General features: G+C 42.0%; 15 protein-coding genes. 10 read left to right on the forward strand and 5 right to left on the reverse strand.

The genetic code is table 11. The features are described from left to right. The first annotated feature begins 182 nt into the window (after positions 1-182). Positions 183-2,354, forward strand: a complete 2,172-nt coding sequence (gene uvrD, locus SKA34_RS00230; protein WP_006643490.1) for a DNA helicase II — start codon at positions 183-185, stop codon at positions 2,352-2,354. 98 nt (positions 2,355-2,452) lie between these two features. Here the strand turns inward: uvrD and ggt are convergent, their stop codons facing one another. Further along, positions 2,453-4,216: a gamma-glutamyltransferase gene (gene ggt, locus SKA34_RS00235; protein ID WP_006643491.1), complete on the reverse strand. Its 1,764-nt coding sequence runs from the start codon at positions 4,214-4,216 to the stop codon at positions 2,453-2,455. 134 nt (positions 4,217-4,350) lie between these two features. Further along, positions 4,351-5,256, reverse strand: a complete 906-nt coding sequence (gene rarD / locus SKA34_RS00240; protein ID WP_006643492.1) for an EamA family transporter RarD — start codon at positions 5,254-5,256, stop codon at positions 4,351-4,353. A gap of 204 nt (positions 5,257-5,460) precedes the next feature. On the opposite strand from rarD, the gene recQ reads away from it, so the two are divergent. The 4 genes from recQ to polA all read left to right on the forward strand — a co-directional run bounded on the left by recQ (position 5,461) and on the right by polA (position 12,510). After that, the gene (recQ, locus tag SKA34_RS00245; RefSeq protein WP_006643493.1) at positions 5,461-7,311 is read left to right on the forward strand and encodes an ATP-dependent DNA helicase RecQ; all 1,851 of its coding nucleotides are present in this window, start codon (positions 5,461-5,463) and stop codon (positions 7,309-7,311) included. A 317-nt stretch (positions 7,312-7,628) separates the two neighbouring features. After that, complete coding sequence (locus SKA34_RS00250; protein WP_006643494.1) at positions 7,629-7,934, forward strand: DUF3630 family protein; 306 nt, start codon at positions 7,629-7,631, stop codon at positions 7,932-7,934. 133 nt (positions 7,935-8,067) lie between these two features. Next, positions 8,068-8,778, forward strand: a complete 711-nt coding sequence (locus tag SKA34_RS00255) for a 7-cyano-7-deazaguanine/7-aminomethyl-7-deazaguanine transporter (RefSeq protein ID WP_006643495.1) — start codon at positions 8,068-8,070, stop codon at positions 8,776-8,778. Between the two features lie 960 nt (positions 8,779-9,738). After that, positions 9,739-12,510, forward strand: a complete 2,772-nt coding sequence (gene polA / locus SKA34_RS00260) for a DNA polymerase I (RefSeq protein ID WP_006643496.1) — start codon at positions 9,739-9,741, stop codon at positions 12,508-12,510. A gap of 937 nt (positions 12,511-13,447) precedes the next feature. On the opposite strand, the gene yihA is transcribed toward polA, so the two are convergent. Next, complete coding sequence (yihA, locus tag SKA34_RS00265) at positions 13,448-14,122, reverse strand: ribosome biogenesis GTP-binding protein YihA/YsxC (RefSeq protein ID WP_006643497.1); 675 nt, start codon at positions 14,120-14,122, stop codon at positions 13,448-13,450. A 157-nt stretch (positions 14,123-14,279) separates the two neighbouring features. On the opposite strand from yihA, the gene SKA34_RS00270 reads away from it, so the two are divergent. The 5 genes from SKA34_RS00270 to hemN all read left to right on the forward strand — a co-directional run bounded on the left by SKA34_RS00270 (position 14,280) and on the right by hemN (position 19,035). Beyond that, positions 14,280-14,903: a cytochrome c gene (locus SKA34_RS00270; protein WP_006643498.1), complete on the forward strand. Its 624-nt coding sequence runs from the start codon at positions 14,280-14,282 to the stop codon at positions 14,901-14,903. Positions 14,904-15,851: 948 nt separating this feature from the next. Beyond that, a complete protein-coding gene (locus SKA34_RS00280; RefSeq protein ID WP_006643499.1) occupies positions 15,852-16,493 on the forward strand; it encodes a class I SAM-dependent methyltransferase in 642 nt (213 codons plus the stop codon). Continuing rightward, complete coding sequence (yihI, locus tag SKA34_RS00285) at positions 16,493-17,038, forward strand: Der GTPase-activating protein YihI (RefSeq protein ID WP_006643500.1); 546 nt, start codon at positions 16,493-16,495, stop codon at positions 17,036-17,038. Before SKA34_RS00280 ends, yihI begins: the two co-directional genes overlap by 1 nt. Positions 17,039-17,041: 3 nt before the next feature. Then, on the forward strand, positions 17,042-17,521 hold the full coding sequence (locus tag SKA34_RS00290) for a DUF2489 domain-containing protein (RefSeq protein WP_006643501.1): 480 nt from the start codon (positions 17,042-17,044) through the stop codon (positions 17,519-17,521). 140 nt (positions 17,522-17,661) lie between these two features. Then, positions 17,662-19,035, forward strand: coding sequence for an oxygen-independent coproporphyrinogen III oxidase (hemN, locus tag SKA34_RS00295; protein ID WP_006643502.1), 1,374 nt, complete (start codon positions 17,662-17,664; stop codon positions 19,033-19,035). An 84-nt stretch (positions 19,036-19,119) separates the two neighbouring features. On the opposite strand, the gene add is transcribed toward hemN, so the two are convergent. Then, positions 19,120-20,124, reverse strand: coding sequence for an adenosine deaminase (gene add / locus SKA34_RS00300; RefSeq protein ID WP_006643503.1), 1,005 nt, complete (start codon positions 20,122-20,124; stop codon positions 19,120-19,122). Positions 20,125-20,241: 117 nt separating this feature from the next. Then, complete coding sequence (gene glnG, locus SKA34_RS00305) at positions 20,242-21,657, reverse strand: nitrogen regulation protein NR(I) (RefSeq protein WP_006643504.1); 1,416 nt, start codon at positions 21,655-21,657, stop codon at positions 20,242-20,244.

A 21,657-nucleotide genomic window follows, 5' to 3' on the forward strand; every position in this document is an offset into this window, starting at 1 on the left:
CTGATTTTTATGTGGCGTTAAAACGCTCTGTTTAATAGGAAAGGGGAAGGCTGAGATTTATTGCGAAAAAAATGATTAAAATTAAATCAATTTTCAGCGGCAAGGAAAGATGAAGATATCGAGGCAATCTTTTTTCGTGCTGTTATAATCATCACCATTGTATAAATAACCAGTAGATAGCGATGGACGTTTCACTCCTATTAGACGGGCTCAATGATAAACAAAGAGAAGCGGTGGCAGCGCCGTTGGGTAACCACCTCGTACTGGCAGGCGCCGGTAGTGGTAAGACACGAGTGCTGGTTCATCGCATTGCTTGGTTGTTATCGGTAGAGCAAGCATCACCGTATTCGATTATGTCGGTGACCTTTACCAACAAAGCGGCCGCAGAAATGCGTGGGCGTATTAATGAGTTAATGCACGGCTCAAGTGCGGGGATGTGGAATGGTACTTTCCACGGACTATGTCACCGCATGCTGCGTGCTCACTACCTTGATGCGCGTTTGCCGGAAGATTTTAATATTTTAGATTCTGATGATCAGATGCGTTTATTGCGCCGCTTGATCAAAGCTCAGAATCTAGATGAAAAACATTGGCCTGCTCGTCAGGCTGCTTGGTATATCAATGCCAAGAAAGATGAAGGTTTACGTCCTAAACACGTTGAAACCTATAGCGATCCCGTAGAGCAAACTTGGCTGCGTATTTACACCGCTTACCAAGAAGCGTGCGATCGCGCGGGTATGGTCGATTTTGCTGAGTTATTGCTGCGATCTTACGAGTTATTGCGTGATAACAAGCATATTCGTGAACATTACCAAGCACGCTTTAAGCACATTTTGGTTGATGAGTTTCAAGATACCAACAGCATTCAGTTTGCGTGGTTACGCTTAATGGCAGGGCCTGATTGCCATGTGATGATCGTGGGTGATGACGACCAGTCTATTTATGGCTGGCGTGGAGCAAAAATCGAAAATATTCAGCGTTTCTTAAATGAATTTAAAGGTGCATCGTCGATTTTCCTTGAGCAAAACTACCGTTCGACCGGCAATATTCTAAATGCAGCCAATGAGTTGATTGCGAATAACAACGAACGTATGGGCAAGAAACTTTGGACTGACGGCGGTGAAGGTGAGCCGATTTCGCTTTATTCTGCGTTTAACGAGATTGATGAAGCACGTTTTGCGGTGGGTAAAATCAAAGAATGGCGCGATCAAGGTGGTAGCCTTAACGAAACGGCTTTCTTATACCGTAGTAACGCCCAATCACGCGTATTAGAAGAAGCATTAATTCAAGCTGGGTTGCCGTATCGAATTTACGGCGGTATGCGATTCTTCGAGCGCCAAGAGATAAAAGATGCGTTGTCTTACATGCGCTTAATCTCCAATCGTAATGATGATGCCTCGTTTGAGCGTGTGGTAAACACCCCGACGCGTGGTTTGGGCGATCGCACGTTAGAGACGATTCGTTTAGTTGCTCGCGATCGTGGTTTAACTATGTGGCAATCGAGTATTGCCTTGCTTGAAGAGCAAGTTTTAGCTGGCCGTGCGGCTAATTCATTACGCCGTTTCATCGAGCTGATTAACGCACTTGAAGACGATACCGCAGATTTACCAATGTATCAGCAGACCGATGAAGTCATTCGACATTCCGGTTTACGTGCAATGTACGAGCAAGAAAAAGGCGAAAAAGCCCAAGCGCGTATTGAAAACTTAGAAGAATTGGTCACAGCTACTCGCCAGTTTGAGATCCCAGAAGAAGCTGAAAGTATGACGCCACTTGCGGCCTTCTTAGCCCATGCGGCACTAGAAGCGGGTGATGGTCAGGCGGATGATTTTGAAGATGCGGTGCAGCTGATGACGATGCACAGCGCCAAAGGTCTGGAATTCCCAGTGGTATTTATGGTGGGTGTAGAAGAGGGGATGTTCCCTAGCTCACGTACCACAGAGGAAGTGGGACGTTTAGAAGAAGAGCGTCGTTTGTGTTACGTGGGGATGACCCGTGCAATGCAAAAACTGTATATCACGTATGCTGAAATGCGTCGTTTATACGGGAAAGATAACTTCCACAAACCTTCACGTTTTATCCGCGAAATTCCCGACCAGTTCGTCGAAGAAGTCCGCATGAAAGCGCAAGTGTCACGTCCGGCAAGCAGTGGTCGTTTTAGCCAAACACAGGTGAATAACAACTTTAATGAGACAGGTTTTAACCTAGGTCAGCGTGTTGAGCATCCAAAATTTGGTGAAGGCACCATCATTAACTTTGAAGGCAGTGGCGCACAAAGCCGTGTGCAAGTGGCGTTTAATGGTGAAGGTATTAAGTGGTTGGTGACTCAGTACGCCAAGCTTACACCAATGTAATTGCATGCGTTCTTGATTGATCGTAATACTTAAAAATAAAGCCCAGCAATCATCTAGAGTGCTGGGCTTTTTGTTTTTATCTGCGTATTAGCGCACGGTTATTGGCTGATCACTTTACCTTCTCGACGAGGATCGGCTGCCCCAATAAGCTGATTTGGCGCAATACTTATCGCTTGAATACCTGAATTCAGATCTTTGATTTGAGTTTTATAGCCCAGCTTCTCAAGTTTTGGCGCCCACTCTGCCGCGGGCGTGTTTTTTTCAAGTTCAAAGGTACCGAAGCGATTATTCATATTCGGTAAGTTGATCGCTTGTTGTAAATCCATCTCCCAATCAATATACGCAACCAAGGTTTTTGCGAGATAGCCAATGATCTGACTTCCTCCGGGTGAACCGATGGTTAGCACTGGCTGGTTATTTTTCATAACAATCGTGGGTGTCATTGACGAGCGAGGTCGTTTACCCGGTTCAATTCGGTTAGCAACAGGAATACCATCAATTTGGCTACGGAATGAAAAGTCCGTTAATTCATTATTGAGTAGAAATCCCCTGACCATTAAACGTGAACCAAATCTGTTTTCAATCGTCGAGGTGAGTGAGACTACATTACCTTCTTTATCAACAATCGATAAATGGCTGGTGGAGGGCAATTCGATAGCTTCATCACTGGCACGGTTATGGGCATGATTCCAAGGTGGTATCCCCGGTTTTACTTGGGTTAATGCTTTATTTCCATCGAGTAATTTAGCACGCTCGGCAAGGTAGTTGGGATCGAGTAAGCCACGGACAGGCATTGGCACATAATCACTATCTGCCATATAGCGACCGCGATCAGCAAAAGCTAAGCGAGAGGCATCACCAATTAGCTGCCAACTTTTGACGCTATCAGCACCGAGCTTATCCAATGGATAATGATTAAGCATGGCTAATATTTGCCCCAAGGTTAATGCGCCGGAGCTGGGTGGCCCCATTCCACAAATTTGATACTGACGGTAGGGGGCACAAATAGGCTCACGTTGTTTAACGCTGTAGCTGGCAAGATCCATAGTGTTTAACACCCCAGGATTACCTTTTGCGTTCTGTACGGTATTAACAATATCTCGCGCAATATCGCCTTGATAAAAGGCTTTAGGGCCATAATCAGCCACTTGACGTAAGGTATTTGAATAAGCGTTATTAACTAACTTACTTCCTGCTTGAAGTGGTTTGCCTTGTGAGTCAAAAAAGTAGGCTTTAGTTGTAGGATAGCGACTAAGATTTTTCGCATCATTTTCAACCATTGCAGCAAGCCGTGGGCTGACGATGAAGCCTTCTTTGGCTAATTTTATCGCAGGAAGAAAAAGCGTTTTCCACGGTAATTTTCCGTATTGCTGATGACTGCGCCAAAGCAGTTTAATTGTACCAGGAGTACCTACAGATCGTCCGCCGACAACGGCATCATAGAATTTTAGTGGCTGACCTTGATTGTCTTGAAACAAACGGGGAGTCGCAGCAAAAGGAGCCGTTTCTCGACCATCAAATGTCGTCATTTGGTTCTTGTCATTATCCCAATACACCAAAAATCCGCCACCACCGATCCCGGATGATTGTGGTTCAACCAAGCCTAATATTAGCTGCGAGGTGATCATTGCATCAACAGCACTGCCACCCTGACGTAAAATATCAGCCCCTGCTTGACTGGCATAGGCATTGGCTGTGGCGATCATCCACTCTGTACCTGAAACCAACTGTTGTGATTGTTGGTTAATACTCGGCTCAGGTTCAATATGATCAGAGGCTTGTTGAACTTCATTGGCTAATGCTGGAAATGAAAAACAACAAACACTCAATAAAAAGGCTGTAGCGGAGGTAAACCTTGGCATCGTCAATCCTTATGAGTGGAGTAATGTCGTTAACTGAACGCTATTTTATACTTTTATTTGATTGAGTTAGATAATAAAAATGAGAGTTCTATCATACATGTCGAATGATTATCTAAAGGTAAAGAAACTCGCCGTTAATTTTTATTATTCGATGATTGCTGATGAGTTCGGATCCCATCAATACTAAATAACAACAGCGCTAACCAAATACAGCCAAAGGTAATGCCATGTTCTAATTTAAACGGCTCTTTATAAATAAACGTCGCTAATACGAACATCAAACTAGGGCCGATATATTGTAGAAAACCTAAGGTAGACAGCTTTAATTTCGTTGCGGCACCAGTAAAACACAGTAAAGGCAAGGTAGTGACAATACCTGCAGCGACTAAAAGTAAATTGAGATCGATGGAATTATCCGTCAGGTTAGCCGTCGGGCTGCTACTGATAAAAAATAGATAAATAGCGGCTAACGGTAACAACACAAAGGTTTCAATAAATAAGCCAGTTTGAGCATCAATATTGATTTTTTTTCGTAATAGGCCATAAAACCCAAAGCTGGTCGCAAGTGCAAAGGCAATCCAAGGTAATGACCCAAATTGAATTAGCTCGGCAATAACACCAACCGCAGCGATTAAAACGGCCCCCCACTGTAAGTGACGTAGTCTCTCACCTAGTAACAGCATGCCTAATAGCACATTCAATAGTGGGTTAATGTAGTAGCCTAAACTGGCATCTAAAAGGTGATTGTTATTGACCGCCCAGATGAAAATAAGCCAATTACAACCGACAAGTAATGCAGATATTGTGAGTAGGAAAAGCGTTTTCGGTTGAGTAAAAACGGTTTTGACACGCCCCCACTGGCGGCTGAATGCAATAATAAGTGCAAGGAAGAAAAACGACCAAATCACGCGATGACTCAGTATTTCGAGCGGAGGAACGCTTGCAATGGATTTAAAGTAGAGCGGCGCAATTCCCCACATGGTATAGGCAGAAATAGCGAGAATGATCCCACGTTTAGCGAGATTGTTGTTATCTTCCATGAAACTCCAAATCTAACATTGGTTAATTTTTATTCTAAAGCAGTATATAAATAAGATTGCTTGATTTACCAGTATTTATTTTATTTATAAAGAGAAGATGGAAAATCAGATCATTGAGTTTTTAATTGATTGCCAAGTTACTACCTCGCATCAAAGGGGGCTTTAGGTATAGAATGAACGCCCCGTTTAGCCAAGAGACTTATCATGTCATCCGTCTGCCATCATGGACCCAGTTCTGTATTATCAGCGTCTACGAGCGAGTCTGTTTTACAGGAAATTTTCGGTTATCAGCAATTTCGTGTAGGTCAACTGGATGTGATTGATGCCGTCAATCGTGACGAAGATTGTTTAGTGATTATGCCTACGGGTGGTGGTAAGTCATTGTGTTATCAGATCCCTGCTTTATTAAAAGAAGGGATCACGCTGGTTATTTCACCGCTTATTTCATTGATGAAAGATCAGGTCGATCAGCTTAAAGCTAATGGTGTTGCTGCCGCCTATATCAATTCGACGATGGAACGTGATGAGATACTTAGTGTGTTTGATGCGATGAAAGACGCGACGGTGAAGCTAGTCTATGTCTCGCCTGAGCGTGTATTAACGTATGATTTTATTGATCGTTTACGTGACGTACCGCTGGCGATGGTCGCGGTTGATGAAGCGCATTGTATCTCCCAATGGGGACATGATTTTAGACCAGAATATGCCGCACTAGGACGATTGAAGCAGTCGTTTGAAAACCTACCGATAATGGCATTAACTGCAACGGCAGATGAAACAACCCGCCATGATATTGTTAGCCGCCTAGGATTGCAGACTCCTCATGAGTATCTAGGCAGTTTTGATCGCCCGAATATTCGCTATATTTTGTGGGAAAAACATAAACCGCTAACACAAATTATTCGCTATGTTGAAGGTATGCGTGGGCAGTGCGGCATTATTTATTGCAATAGTCGTAAGAAAGTAGAACAGATCAGTGAAAAACTGCGAGATAAAGGCATACGTGCTGAGGCCTATCATGCGGGGTTAGATCATATTGAGCGAGCCAATGTTCAAGAGGCGTTTCAACGTGATGATATTCATATCGTAGTTGCCACTGTTGCCTTTGGTATGGGGATCAATAAACCCAATGTGCGATATGTCGTGCATTTTGATATTCCTCGTAACATTGAATCGTATTACCAAGAAACGGGTCGAGCAGGGCGTGATGGTTTACCTGCTGAGGCGGTAATGTTTTACGATCCTTCAGATTTAGCATGGCTTCGCCGTTGTTTAGATGAAAAAGAAGAAGGGCAGCAAAAGGACGTCGAGCATCATAAACTTCATGCGATGGGCGCTTTTGCTGAAGCACAAACCTGTCGTCGTCAGGTATTGTTGCATTACTTTGGTGAGCATCGTGATGAGGCATGTGGTAATTGCGATGTGTGTTTAGATCCGCCGCAGCGTTTTAATGCGGTCGAAGTCGCGCAAAAAGCCTTGTCTTGTGTCTACCGTGTTAACCAAAGCTTCGGTATTACCTATATCGTTGAAGTGCTCCGTGGGATGCAAAACCAACGTATCCGCGAGCATGGACATGATAAATTGAGTACTTATGGTATTGGGCGTGAATACAGTCATGAATATTGGGTGAGTGTATTACGCCAGTTAATTCATTTGGGGTACTTAACCCAGAATATTAGCCGTAACTCCGTGCTTCAACTAACAGAAAAAGCTCGCCCACTATTACGTGCTGAAATTGGTTTAGAACTTGCTGTTCCGCGACTTGATAATATTGCCCGTAACATGAAAGTGAATAAACTCGCGAATCGCCAGTACGATAAAAAATTGTTTGCCAAGTTACGTAAATTGCGAAAAGCGATTGCTGATGAAGAAGATCTACCACCTTATGTTGTGTTTAACGATGCTAGCTTAATGGAAATGGCAGAGCGATTACCGACGTCAAATGGCGATTTTCTTGCGGTGAATGGAGTAGGGCAGCGTAAGCTAGAAAAATACGGAGAGGTTTTTTTAGGCTTGATCCGTGATCATTTATTGGCAATTGAAGAGCCGCATTAAAATACCGATCTAGCAAATTTAGTATAGATATAAAAAAACCGAGCTCATGGTAAGCTCGGTATAGAATGCGTTAAGAAACACCATTATGGAGTTTGCCACGACAAAACAGCTTGCGTATTTGGTGGAATATTCATTTCACCGACCATCAAGTTAACGCGACGGGACTCACGATAACGTCTTTGATAGCGAGCTAATAAGACCATGATGGAATACGAAATACTAGCGTGTACTAAATCTTTGTAATCTTAATTAACACTTACTTACATCATGGTGTGAGTAATCGCTATTTCTCTTTCTAGTTATAAAAAGGAATGACAATGACTCCACTTGAAAGCCAACCATTTAGCGTTCGTCAACTCGATCTTAATGCACGTTACTTATCCATTATTAGCCCTGATTTTGACTTTGATAGTTTTGATTTAGTTGCTTTACAACTTTTAAAGATACTCGATGCTACTGTGATTGAAAAAGAATGCAGTGCTGATCTGCATATTTGGTTAGTCGATTTTGAAGGTTGTCGCTTATTGCTTAAAGGTGAACATTACAGCAGTGCATTGTGGTTAGAGGCGATGAGTGAAGATGATCTTGATACATTGGCATTTGTCGCTGGCTTATTAAATTGAGATTGAGATCTATCAAGAGCTAGGCAACAAAGTGAATTTCTGTATAATCGCCGACCTGGTTGTTGTTGGCATATAAAATAGCGAGCAACATATATTTTTGGGTTCCCTCCCCCCATTGACAAAAAGGTCTCACATGACGACTGCTTTATCTCAATCTAATGCTATAGCTTCACCCTCTTTTACTCCGCAACAGCAAAGTAAAGCCCTAGGCTATTTAGTACTGTTTCATTTACTCGTGATTGCGTCGAGTAACTATTTAGTGCAAATACCTTTTACCGTGTTTGGTTATCACACCACCTGGGGGGCGTTTACTTTTCCGTTTATCTTTTTAGCCACCGATCTTACTGTGCGTATTTTTGGGGCTGGAATGGCGCGTAAAATTATTTTCCGTGTCATGATGCCTGCGCTGCTCGTATCGTATTTATTATCTGTCTTGTTCTTCCAAGGCGAATACCAAGGGCTAGGACATTTAACGGAATTTAATCTGTTTGTTGCTCGTATTGCGATTGCCAGTTTTATGGCCTACTTGCTAGGGCAAATTTTAGATGTGTCGGTATTCAACCGCCTACGCCAATTAAAACAATGGTGGATAGCCCCAACGGCCTCCACTATTTTTGGTAATGCGATTGATACCATTGCGTTCTTTGGTATTGCGTTTTACCACAGTCCCGATCCCTTTATGGCAGCAAATTGGACGGAAATTGCGTTGGTAGATTACAGCTTTAAGTTAATTATTAGTCTCGGACTATTTGTGCCTATTTATGGCGTATTACTTAATTACTTAATTGATAAGCTGACAACGTTATCACCGCAAACGTTAGTGGCTGCAAAGACTAATCAATAGTTTTGTTACTAGTGATAAGGGTGAAAGAAGAAGCCGATCTTAGGATCGGTTTTTTTGTGCTGTGAAGACACTGGTTAAAAAATATCTTTTAAATGACAATTATTCTCAATAAAGTACTTGCATCTCAAGTGAGAATGGTTATTATTAACAGGCACTCAGGCGATAGGGTGGAACATAATCATATCGTCTTGATGGCACGACATTGCTCACATTGCTTCCAGTGTACTACAGCTCCGGTTGCGTGTTATTAGTGTAGGGCTAATAACCGAACACCACTTCTGCTGAGCGACGCTACTCATCGTAGCGTCGCTTTTTCTTTTTTAAGATCTGCCTAGTTTATTCCTATCTTCCATTGACCAGTTATCGTTAAGCCGTTTATTTTTTCTATTGCATTCACGATGGCATAGTCTTTATGTGTGGTTTTACTGTGCCACGATCGAAGCGTCTTTATTGATCACTATTAAGATAAAAAAGAGATCAACTTTCTATGCTTTGTTTTTTATCGAAGATAAATTTTTACTCATAGGCATCTCTGCCATTAAATAGCGTAGAAGCGGCTAAAATTACCGCAATTTAGTTATTTTTGGTTTTGATACTAAACAAATCGTCTGATTTTTATGGTGTTATTACCGCATTTGGCTTTATCACTATGAGGTTTTCCACAATTAATGATCAAATAGGGATCGAGGATCGAAATTAAGATTTATAGCTAAGTTGTTGATTGTGTTTGTGATAGTTTCTTATTTGTCAAATAAACCAAAAAACGATCAACTGGCGTAAATTAAATACTAACAAAGTTATCCACAGAAAAAGTGATAATAGAATAAAACATTGGTTAACACTTGCGACATGGCGTGGCATTCTATGGTTATTGCATTTTTCCTGTCGCTCAACGCCTAATATGGTCGATAATAGAGCTACTAACCTGAACGACAAACGCTTGGATATAAGAATAACCCTATGGCAACTATTCCAGAAAATCCATTGATCCTGATTGATGGATCCTCTTACCTTTATCGCGCTTACCATGCTGCACCGAATTTCACTAATTCTGACGGTGAGCCGACGGGCGCAATTTATGGTGTTGTAAACATGCTACGTAGCATGTTACGTCAATTTTCAACCGAACATATCGCAGTGATCTTTGATGCGAAAGGGAAAACCTTCCGTGATGATATGTATCCCGAATATAAAGCCAATCGTCCACCGATGCCGGACGATCTTCGCAGTCAGATCGAACCATTGCATGCGGTGATCAAAGCGATGGGGCTACCATTGATCGCAATCTCTGGAGTTGAAGCGGATGATGTGATTGGCACGTTATCCACACAAGCATCACAACAAGGTATGCCAGTACTTATCAGTACAGGTGATAAAGATATGGCGCAGCTGGTGGATCAAAATGTTACTTTGATCAATACCATGACTGATGTTGTGATGGATCCCGCCGGTGTTGTGGATAAGTTTGGGATTGGTCCCGAGTTGATCATCGACTACCTTGCTCTGATGGGCGATAAAGTGGATAACATTCCAGGTGTGCCTGGGGTTGGTGAGAAAACAGCAAAAGCATTGCTTACCGGTATCGGTGGGTTAGATACCTTATACGATAATTTAGATGATATTGCTGCTCTCGGTTTCCGTGGTTCAAAAACCATGGCGAAAAAGCTGATTGATAATAAAGAAGCGGCTTACATGTCATATAAGCTTGCCACCATCAAATTGGATGTTGAGCTAGATGTAACACCTGATGAACTCCGTAAAGGCGTGCCAGATACAGATGTTCTCACCGAGCTTTTTGGTAAGTTACAGTTCCGTCGTTGGTTAACTGAAATGCTTGATGGAAGCGATGGCCGTATTGTTGCTGACGAAAAATCAGGTGATGTGCCAGCTGAAAAAAAAGCCGTTGCACCAACGATTGATCGTAGTGGGTATGAAACGGTTTTAGATAAAGAAAGCTTTGCAACATGGCTTGAACAATTAAAAGCGGCTGAGGCGTTTGCCTTTGATACCGAAACCGATGGTTTAGATTACATGACGGCGAATGTCGTCGGTGTGTCTTTTGCGATTGAAGAAGGTAAAGCGGCTTACGTCCCTTTGGCTCACGATTACCTTGATGCGCCAGCGCAGCTTGACCGTGATTGGGTACTTGAGCAGTTAAAACCGTTACTTGAAGATCCAAAACAAGCGAAAATTGGTCAAAACCTTAAGTTTGATGCCAGCATTGTTGCTCGTTATGGCATTGAAATGCAGGGTATTGTGTTCGATACAATGCTTGAATCTTATGTATTTAATAGCGTTGTTGGGCGTCATGATATGGATAGCCTTGCCCTACGTTATTTAGAGCATAAGAATATCAGCTTTGAAGAAGTTGCAGGTAAAGGTAAAAAGCAGCTAACGTTCAATCAAATCGATTTAGAGCAAGCTGGCCCTTATGCAGCTGAAGATGCTGACATTACTTTGCGTTTGCACAATACGTTATATCCAAAAGTAGAAGCCGACGACAAACTTAAGCATGTCTTTGAAAACATTGAAATGCCATTAGTACCAGTACTTTCACGTATGGAACGCACGGGTGTTTATGTCGACAGTATGTTGCTTGGCGCACAATCAACAGAGATCGCAGTTCGACTCGATGAGATTGAGAAAAAAGCGTTTGAAATTGCGGAGCAAGAATTTAATTTAAGCTCGCCAAAACAGCTTCAAGCGATCTTATTTGAAAAAATGGGATTACCTGTTTTAAAGAAAACGCCATCTGGTACACCGTCAACGAATGAAGAAGTATTGCAAGAGCTTGCGCTTGATTACCCATTGCCTAAGTTACTATTAGAATATCGTGGACTTGCAAAACTGAAATCTACTTACACCGACAAGTTGCCTAAGATGGTGAATCCAGCAACGGGTCGAGTGCATACTTCTTACCATCAGGCCGTGACTGCAACTGGACGTCTATCGTCAAGCGATCCAAATTTGCAGAATATTCCAGTACGTAACGAAGAAGGTCGTCGTATTCGCCAAGCATTTGTCGCGCAAAGCGGCTATAAGATCCTAGCGGTCGATTACTCTCAAATTGAATTACGTATCATGGCGCATTTATCCGGTGATAAAGCATTATTAGATGCCTTCCGTCACGGTAAAGATATCCACGCAGCAACGGCTGCTGAAATTCTCAGTTTAGATATCGAAAATGTTAGCAGTGAGCAACGTCGTCGTGCTAAAGCTATTAACTTTGGCTTGATCTATGGCATGAGTGCGTTTGGTTTAGCAAAGCAGCTAGATATGGGACGTAATGAAGCGCAAAACTACATGAATGTGTATTTTGAGCGTTATCCAGGTGTTTTAGAATACATGGAAAGCACGCGTAATGCGGCTTCAGAGCAAGGTTACGTTGAAACTCTCTTTGGCCGTCGCCTATATCTACCAGATATTAAATCACGTAATGGTTTACGTCGAAAAGCAGCGGAACGTGCAGCAATCAATGCACCAATGCAAGGAACCGCGGCTGATATCATCAAGCTGGCGATGATTGCGGTTGATGATTGGGTACAGCAACAACCGGAAGGTGACGTGCGTTTATTAATGCAAGTACACGATGAATTAGTGTTTGAAGTGAAAGAGTCAGCACTTGAAGCGGTAACAGCATCAGTTAAAGCATTAATGGAACAAGCAGCAATGCTGGATGTTCCACTCATCGCAGATACTGGTTACGGTGATAACTGGGATCAAGCGCACTAATATTTATTGGTAATAATAAATAGTCAGCACGATGCTGGCTATTTTTTTTGTTAAAAATAAGCGATAAATAAAAACCAATATGTAAAATTTACTTACAGCAAGGTGAAAAAAAACTACATTTAGGGGTTCCAAAAACTGCACGTTTGATATACAGTTACAGGTGTAGGGTACAGAGGTAAGATGTTCTATCTTTCAGACCTTTTGTTTCACGTTATTGGATTTGGCTGATTCAGCCGCCCTGGTCTCACTTTGGACCGGGGCGTTTTTTATTGTGCGCTAGCAAATTTTTTCTCTCCGTTTATACTTTTCTTTTTTATCTGTTCATCATTAATTTCTTTTAAGTTTTCTCTCTATTTAGCTAATTACTAACCAAATTATGGTCGTTTATTGGTCTGTTTGATCTTTTTGGCTTGTCTGTTGGCCTGTTTTTATCTTTATTTTCTTTTTAGTTGTTATTATTTAGAGTAAATACTTTAAAAAATAAAAACAGCCGCTATACTAAAAATAGCTTCTTGTTCATATTTGCTGTCAGTGCTAATGACATTATTAGCCGTTCAACAAATCCATGAAATAACCATTCCTAAACTATTGGGGGTGGTTTTTTTTTGCTTTTTTTTTATTAAATGTGCTTGTAATAAACTTCCAGAACTGAGCGTGGTTTATTAACAAATTGTGTTGTTATTTTGTTAAGAAAATAATGCGCTGGGTAAGGATGGATTGACCAATGTTTATATCGGTTTTTAGAGGAGATCTGGTTTGGGGTCGCAAAAAAACATGTAAATTTAGTCATATAAAGGGAAGGGATTGCGTTAAGAGGAGAAATCATTATTGTTCGTTCTACAAAACTAAAATACCTCCTGTTTCTCTCTTAATTTGCCCCACCGTGATGGTGGGGAATTTTTATAGCTCTAATCCTAAAGCTACATAAACAACGTATTTACTCGTTATCTTCTTCAACTTGCTCTGGGAAAGCATCATCACCACCGGCAAGCACACGTTGGCGCTCTAACTCTGGTGCGTACCACTCATCCAACTTACGGCGAACTTGATCGACGCCAATGCCTTTTAACGAAGAGAATGCTTCAACTTGGACGTCACCTTCTAACTCTTTAGTCATTTGACGGATTTTTAACACCTGTGCTTTACGAGCACCACTTTTTAGCTTATCTGCTTTAGTTAGTAAGACCATTACAGGTAAACGGCTTTCAAGTGCCCAATTAATCATTTGTTGGTCAAGATCTTTCATCGGATGACGGATATCCATCAATACCACAAGACCTTGTAAGCACTCACGACGTTGAAGGTACTCTCCTAGCGACTTCTGCCATTTTAATTTCATTTCAAGAGGGACTTGTGCAAAACCGTAACCCGGTAAATCGATAAGATTACAGCCTTGAACCACTTCAAACATATTGATCAGCTGAGTACGACCAGGCGTTTTTGAAGTACGTGCTAACCCTTTTTGATCGGTTAAGCGGTTTAGCGCACTCGACTTACCCGCGTTAGAGCGACCAGCAAATGCAATCTCAACGCCTGCATCTTGCGGCAAGTGACGAATATCTGGTGCACTTGTGATAAAACTTGTATTTCTGTAGTTGAGAGGTTGATTCACTGTTAACTCCGTCTAGTCTTCATGTAGTCGACTGATTGCTTTTATGTGAAGATGTATAAAATATGTTAAACCGAGCTTGGTTTGTGATCGTATTGTATACTATGTAATTGAGCATTACTTGTGGTAGTGGAAGCCCTATAATTATAAATGGAATGTCATGAAGAAATTAATATTAATATTAACCCTTCTTTCGAGTCATTCGGTTCTTGCCGAAACAGGCGATATTGAAGCGGGTAAAACAAAAGCCATCACTTGTGCGGCTTGCCATGGTACGGACGGCAATGCAGCGTTGATGCCGCAGTATCCTAAACTTGCTGGACAGCATCCTAAATATATTGAAAAGCAATTAAAAGAATACAAATTGGCAATGGTTACTGGCGGAAAACAAGGACGTAATAATCCTGTTATGGGAGGAATGGTCATGGCCCTTTCTAACCAAGATATCGCAGATATCGCAGTATATTATGCTTCCCTGCCTATTTCAGATAATACCTCCCCAAAAGAATCAATTGAAGTCGCTCAACAACTTTATCGTTTTGGTGATACTGAACGCGGTATTGCTTCATGTATTGCGTGTCATGGTCCTCGTGGCAATGGTACGAGTTTATCCGGATTCCCTAAAATCTCTGGTCAAAATGCTGAATACGTAAAACTTCAACTTGAAAAGTTCCGTTCAAGTGCTCGTGCTAATGATATGAACGCGATGATGCGTTCGGTTGCTGCAAAATTAAGTGATGATGAAATTAATGCGTTGTCACAATATGTTGGCGGCTTGCACTAAATATAGTTCTCTTTCAATAGAAAAAAGCAGCCTTTAGGCTGCTTTTTTATTGTTTAATAATCATTGTTTTATATATTTGATGCATTATTCCGCAAGACTATTTTTTACTTCTGTCTTATTTGCTCAGCAGCTTGTAAGAGATCTGCCATTTGTGAGGGGTATTTTATCTCGATACTTTGTGATAAAAAATATAATAACCATTGATAACAATGACTTAATTGTTTGTGGTGGTTTGTGTTTTTAAAAATGTGATATCGGTACATTGTTTCAGTTTTTGGTTACTGTAAATTATCTCGTGTCGACAGGGAGAGCGGCGATGGATGGAAGCGCTAGGATGGCATGAGCAGGAGCTCGAAGGATCACAGGACGTCTAGTTAGGATGACTAGGGTTGACGCAAGAAGCGTATTGGATTGTCAGGAAGACACTTACGGATAAGATTTTGCAACGACATGACGTCGGCGCAATAAGTGGTGCGTTAAGGATAACGTGCTCACAAGGATGGTGGCATTATTATCAGGATGATAGTAAGCGAAATGGAACGCCAACTCAGGACGAGTTGAATTGCTATGGACAGGACACGGAAGATCAAAACTCATCAGGATGATGACGAACAACATGTTCGCAAGGAAAGCACTAATAACAAAAGGAACGTTGCTTAACCGGGATGTTACACGCTAGTTAGGATGACTAGACAGAATATAAGCCAATGGCTTACATATAGAGCGATAGGTGCAAGCCTATCGCTTTTTTCTTTTCCCCTATTTTTTCATCTGCATTACAAACAAGTTAACTTGTTGATCTTTTATCTATCTTTATCGTATTTACAGATAAACTTGCACATTTTGTCGGCAAAACTACATCTTGACCGCGATTGGGTATAGAATAGCCCGCTCGATTTTACACCAGTTCCGATTTTGCTAATAATCGGCAACACCGGAGAAGTGATCATGCAGCCATGTCCACTGTGCCATAGTGAGCAGCATGGAGTATTTGTTGAAGATAAAAATCGCTGTTATTTTCGTTGTCAGCAATGTGCGTTAATTTTTGCCGATCCTGAGGCTCAGTTATCGTCAGAGCAAGAAAAAGCCGTTTATGATCAACATCAAAATAATCCAGAAGATATGGGTTATCGCCAATTTTTAGGTCGTTTAGCTATACCATTAGTGGAACGTTTACTGGCTGGACCATTAGATGGTTTAGACTTTGGCAGCGGTCCCGGTCCAACACTTTCCATTATGTTGGACGAAATGGGATATAATATGGCGATTTATGATCCATACTTTGCACCTGATCCTAGTGTATTAACGCGCCAATATGACTTTGTTACGTGTACTGAAGCCATAGAACATTTTAATCAGCCTGCGAAGGAATGGGGGCTGCTGCTGAGTATGATTAAACCTGGCGGATGGCTAGGATTAATGACAAAGCTAGCAACCGATGCCGAAGCGTTTACACGTTGGCATTATAAGAACGATCCAACCCACGTTAGTTTCTTTAGTCGCGATACGTTCCGCTTTTTAGCGCAACGTGATGGCTTAGAAGTTGAGTTTGTTGGAAATGATGTGATTTTGCTGAGGAAAACCCAGTAATGACCCGTAAAAAAAGAGGCCGTAAGGTTGGCTCTGAAGGCCCAGCGGTATACCGTGATAAAACGCCGAACCAAGTAGAGATCGAATCTCGCCAGCGACAGAAAGCGAAAAAGCGTAAAGGCTTAAAAACTGGTAGTCGCCATTCTGCCGTTGAAGAAACTAAGCAGCGTAATGCCGCGCAGAAAAAAGATCCACGTCTTGGTAGTAAAAAACCAATTCCTTTGATCGTTGAGCCGAAAAAGCCAATGACCAAACAGCAACGTCGTATGTCAGCAGAGCAAGAATTAGCAATGCTTGAAAATGATGCGCAGCTGATGGTTCTTCTTGATCGCTTAGATGCTGGTGAAAAGTTAGGTGCGGGCTTGCAGAAACAAGTCGACCAAAAACTTGATCGTATTGAGCAGCTTATGAAGCAGCTTGGTTTGATGGAAGAAGATGAAGTTGAATTGTTCGAGGAAGATGAGTACCGCCCAGCGGTTAAGTCTGATGATGATTTACTCGATCAATTTGAAAAGATGGATTTAGATAAATTCGGTAAGGAGTAACCGTTGCAGGATTTGACGCTTCTGCTTGTTATTGGTGGCACAATTGTAACCGCGCTTGGTATTTATGCGGGAACGTTACTTGTTAAGCTATACCAACAAAATCAACGCCATAAAGTTTTTTTAGCCCGTGCTGAACAACAGCAAAAAGAGGCGATAGAAACGCGTAATAATACGATTTTAGAGAGCGTTTATGTGATTGCCGCAGCCACCAAGCAAGGACAATGTGATTTGTCTGAAGCGGCGATTCGTTTGTATAAGTTGATGGAAGCGCTACAGGCTGATAAGAGTGTTGATTTTGCAGCAACTTATCCAGCTATTACAGAGCTGTATGAGGTAGTAAAAGATATGCCTCGCGGTGAAGCAAGTCAACAAACAGAGAAACGTGCTCGAATGCGCTTTGATCTGGAGCGAATGAAGGCTGAAACTCGATTACAAGAAGCTATTGTAGTCGAGCTGGATGCCATCCTGTCTACGAAGTCTTAATGACTTGATCTGAACTATTACAGTCATCGTTTAATCTGATTAGGCGATGGCTGTATTGTCTTATAAAGTGTAAGTGTTAGGCGTTTTACTATCATTGCACGTTTAACTCTTTATTCTCCCTACAATATTGGAAATATGTCATGTCAAATGAGCAGATTATTTGGGATCAGGCCCTGATTGAAAAGTATAACTATTCAGGCCCGCGTTATACCTCTTACCCAACTGCATTAGAGTTTAATGAAGCGTTCTCGTCTGCTGAATTTGAGATGTCATGTAAGCAATACCCAGATCGTAAACTATCGCTTTATATTCATATCCCATTTTGTCATAAGCTTTGTTACTACTGTGGCTGTAATAAAATTATTACCCGTCATCAGCATAAAGCGGATGATTACTTGGATAAGCTAGAACAAGAAATTAAACAACGTGCGACCTTATTGGGCGATCGCCAAGTGAGTCAACTACACTGGGGCGGTGGTACGCCCACGTTTCTTACTGCAGCGCAGATCAGTCGTTTAATGAATAGCTTACGTGCGGTGTTTAATTTTGATGATGATGCTGAGATCAGCATAGAAGTCGATCCGCGTGAAATTGAACTCGATATTCTTGATCACCTTCGCAGTGAAGGCTTTAATCGTTTAAGTATCGGTGTACAAGATTTCAATAAAGATGTGCAAAAACTGGTTAACCGTGAGCAAGACGAAGTGTTTATTTTTGCGATGGTTGAACGTGCACGTGAGTTGGGTTTCCGTTCAACGAACCTTGATTTGATTTATGGTTTACCACTACAAAATCGTGAAATGTTTGCGAAAACATTAGAGCAAGTACTGGAGATGAATCCGGGACGTTTATCGGTGTTTAACTACGCCCACATGCCGAAATTGTTTGCAGCACAACGTAAGATCAGCGAAGCGCTATTACCGAGCGCCAAAGAAAAGTTAGGTATCTTACAAAATACAATTGCGACGTTGACGGGGGCAGGATACCAATTTATTGGTATGGATCACTTTGCAAAACCGGATGATGAATTAGCAATTGCACAGCGCGAAGGGATTTTGCATCGTAATTTCCAAGGTTACACTACCCAAGGTGAGTGTGATTTATTAGGTATGGGTGTATCCGCTATTTCTATGATTGGCGATTGTTACGCGCAAAACCAAAAAGAGTTAAAGCACTACTACCGCGATATTGAAGAAAAACAAAACGCACTGTGTAAGGGGGTCTCGCTAGATGCAGACGACTTACTGCGTCGTGAAGTGATCAAAGCCCTCATTTGTAATTTCCAGCTTGATAAGAAAGCGATTGAAGCAGAATTTAATATCAATTTTGATCAATATTTTGCTGAAGATTTAGAACTTTTAAAAACTTTTATTGATGATGAGTTAGTATCGGTAGATGAGCAACATATCTTCGTTGAGCTGAAGGGACGTTTATTGATCCGTAATATTTGTATGTGTTTCGATAAATACTTACGTGATCGCGCTCGTCAACAGCAGTTTTCACGAGTGATTTAATCTTATTGGATTAAATGAAAAAGCCCCATTCGAGCAATGCTGGAACGGGGTTTTTTTGTTATCTGACTTTTATCGCGAGAGTGATTAGCTGCGTTGTGCTGCCATCTCGCGAAGGGTTTGTTTTTCACTTTCACTCAAGAAGGCGATCTCTAAACCATTGCGTTGTGCTTGTTCGATTTGTGCTTGGCTTAAACCAACAGCTGGGGCTGCAACGTCATATTCGTAAGGTAATTCAATACCTTCAACGGCAGGATCGTCAGTATTGAGACAGGCTAAAATGCCATGTTCGAGGAATGGTTTGATAGGGTGATCTTTGATGTTGCTAATGGTACTGGTTTGAATATTTGAGGTAATGCACGATTCAATACCAATTTTATGCTCTACTAGGTAATCCATCAGTTTTGGATCTTGAATCGCCTTTACACCGTGACCAATACGTACCGCGCCAAGCTCATTAATTGCTTGCCACATACTTTCAGGGCCTGCTGCTTCACCAGCATGAACGGTTACACGTAAGCCCGCATCACGAACCTGTTTAAAGTGTGCGTTAAATTGCGTGCCAGGCTGACCTAATTCATCACCAGCTAAATCGATAGCGACCAATTTATCTTTGTGAGTCAGTAAGCCATCAAGCTCTTGCTGACAAGCCTCAACACCAAAGGTACGACTCATAATACCGATCAAGTTCGCTTTGATGCCAAAGTCACGGCAACCAGCTTCTACCCCATCAACAATGGCTTCAACTACACCCGCAATCGGTAAGTTATGCTTCATTGCCATGTAGTAAGGTGAGAAACGTAGCTCGGCATAATCAATTTGTGCATGCAAGGCATCTTCAACGTTTTCATAAGCGACACGACGACAAGCATCGAGATCGCCTAATACTGCAACGCCCCAGTCTAGCTTTGACAAAAAGGCGACAAGACTTGGTTCAGCTTCAACGATCTGAACGTGTGGACGTAAGCTTTCTAGATCATGACCAGGTAGCGCCATATTAAATTGATGGCCAAGTTCTAGGATAGTTTGAGGGCGAATATTGCCATCAAGGTGACGGTGTAGATCCGTCAAAGGAAGATGCTTGTTGATCATTATGATTATTCCGATGAAAACTGAGCGTTAAGTATAAGCAAAGTGTATAACGTGAACATAATTGTTGCAGCTAAATGTGACCGCCTTCACCTGCAACCCAGTGTTATGTTGTGATAGTTAGTCGTTAATACCCAGCTCTTTGAGCTTTCTGGTGAGGGTATTTCTTCCCCAGCCTAATAATCGAGCCGCTTCTTGTTTATGACCGTGGCTATGTTGTAGCGCTGTCTCTAGCAAGATTTTTTCAAACTCAGGTAGGGCTTCTGCCAATAAGTTTTCATTACCTTGCTGCAATTCTTGCTTTGCCCATTGCTGTAAGCCTTGCTGCCAATATTGATTATCTTGCTGAGTTGATAAAGTGTTTTGATTATTTTCGAGTAACTCAGGGGGGAGATCGCTAGGTAAGACCTCACTGCTGCTTGCCATGACAGTAAGCCAGCGACAAATATTTTCTAGTTGGCGAACATTACCAGGCCAATCCAGTGATGCTAACTGTTCGGTCGTATTTGGGTGAAGGGTTTTAACTTCTACGCCTAACTCGTTAGATGCGCGTTGTAAGAAATGACGTGCGAGTTGAGGGATATCTTGGCGGCGATCTTTTAGTGACGGTAAATGTACCCGAATAACGTTTAGGCGGTGAAATAAATCTTCACGAAAATCACCACTGGCAACAAGACGCTCTAGGTTTTGGTGCGTTGCGGCAATAATACGGACATCGACGTTAACGGGGGAATGTCCACCGACTCGATAAAACTGCCCATCCGCCAATACACGCAGTAAACGCGTTTGAATATCTAATGGCATATCACCGATTTCATCGAGAAACAGTGTTCCACCGTTTGCTTGTTCAAATCGACCTTGGCGAACACTGTTGGCACCAGTAAATGCACCTTTTTCATGGCCGAACAGTTCTGATTCAATCAAGTCTTTGGGAATAGCGGCCATATTCAGTGCAATAAAGGCATTTTTACTGCGTGGGCTATGGCGATGTAAAGCGTGAGCGACAAGCTCTTTACCTGTGCCGGATTCACCGTTAATCAACACCGAAATAGATGAGCGAGAAAGACGACCAATAGCACGGAAAACTTCCTGCATGGCAGGGGCTTCACCGATAATTTCTGGTACTGCTTTTACTTCCGTTTCTGGTTGCTGTTGACATTTCTGCTCTTGACTATGACTAACCGCGCGCTCAACTAAACTCACTGCTTCATCAATATCAAATGGCTTAGGGAGATATTCAAATGCCCCACGTTGATAGGCGTTCACTGCGGCATCTAAGTCTGAATGCGCCGTCATGATTATCACTGGTAATAGTGGGTAATCTTGTTGTAAGAGTTTTAGTAACGTTAAGCCATCTGTTCCCGGCATTTTAATATCAGAGACCAATACATCTGGGACATTACGCTCTAGCGCTTCAAGTATACTATCGGCATTAGCAAATGTTTCACACTTCATGCCAGCGGTAATAAGTGTCTTTTCCATTACCCAGCGAATAGAGCTGTCGTCATCAACAACCCAAATTAATCCTTTGCTCAT

The organism is Photobacterium sp. SKA34 (assembly GCF_000153325.1).
GTDB lineage: Bacteria > Pseudomonadota > Gammaproteobacteria > Enterobacterales > Vibrionaceae > Photobacterium.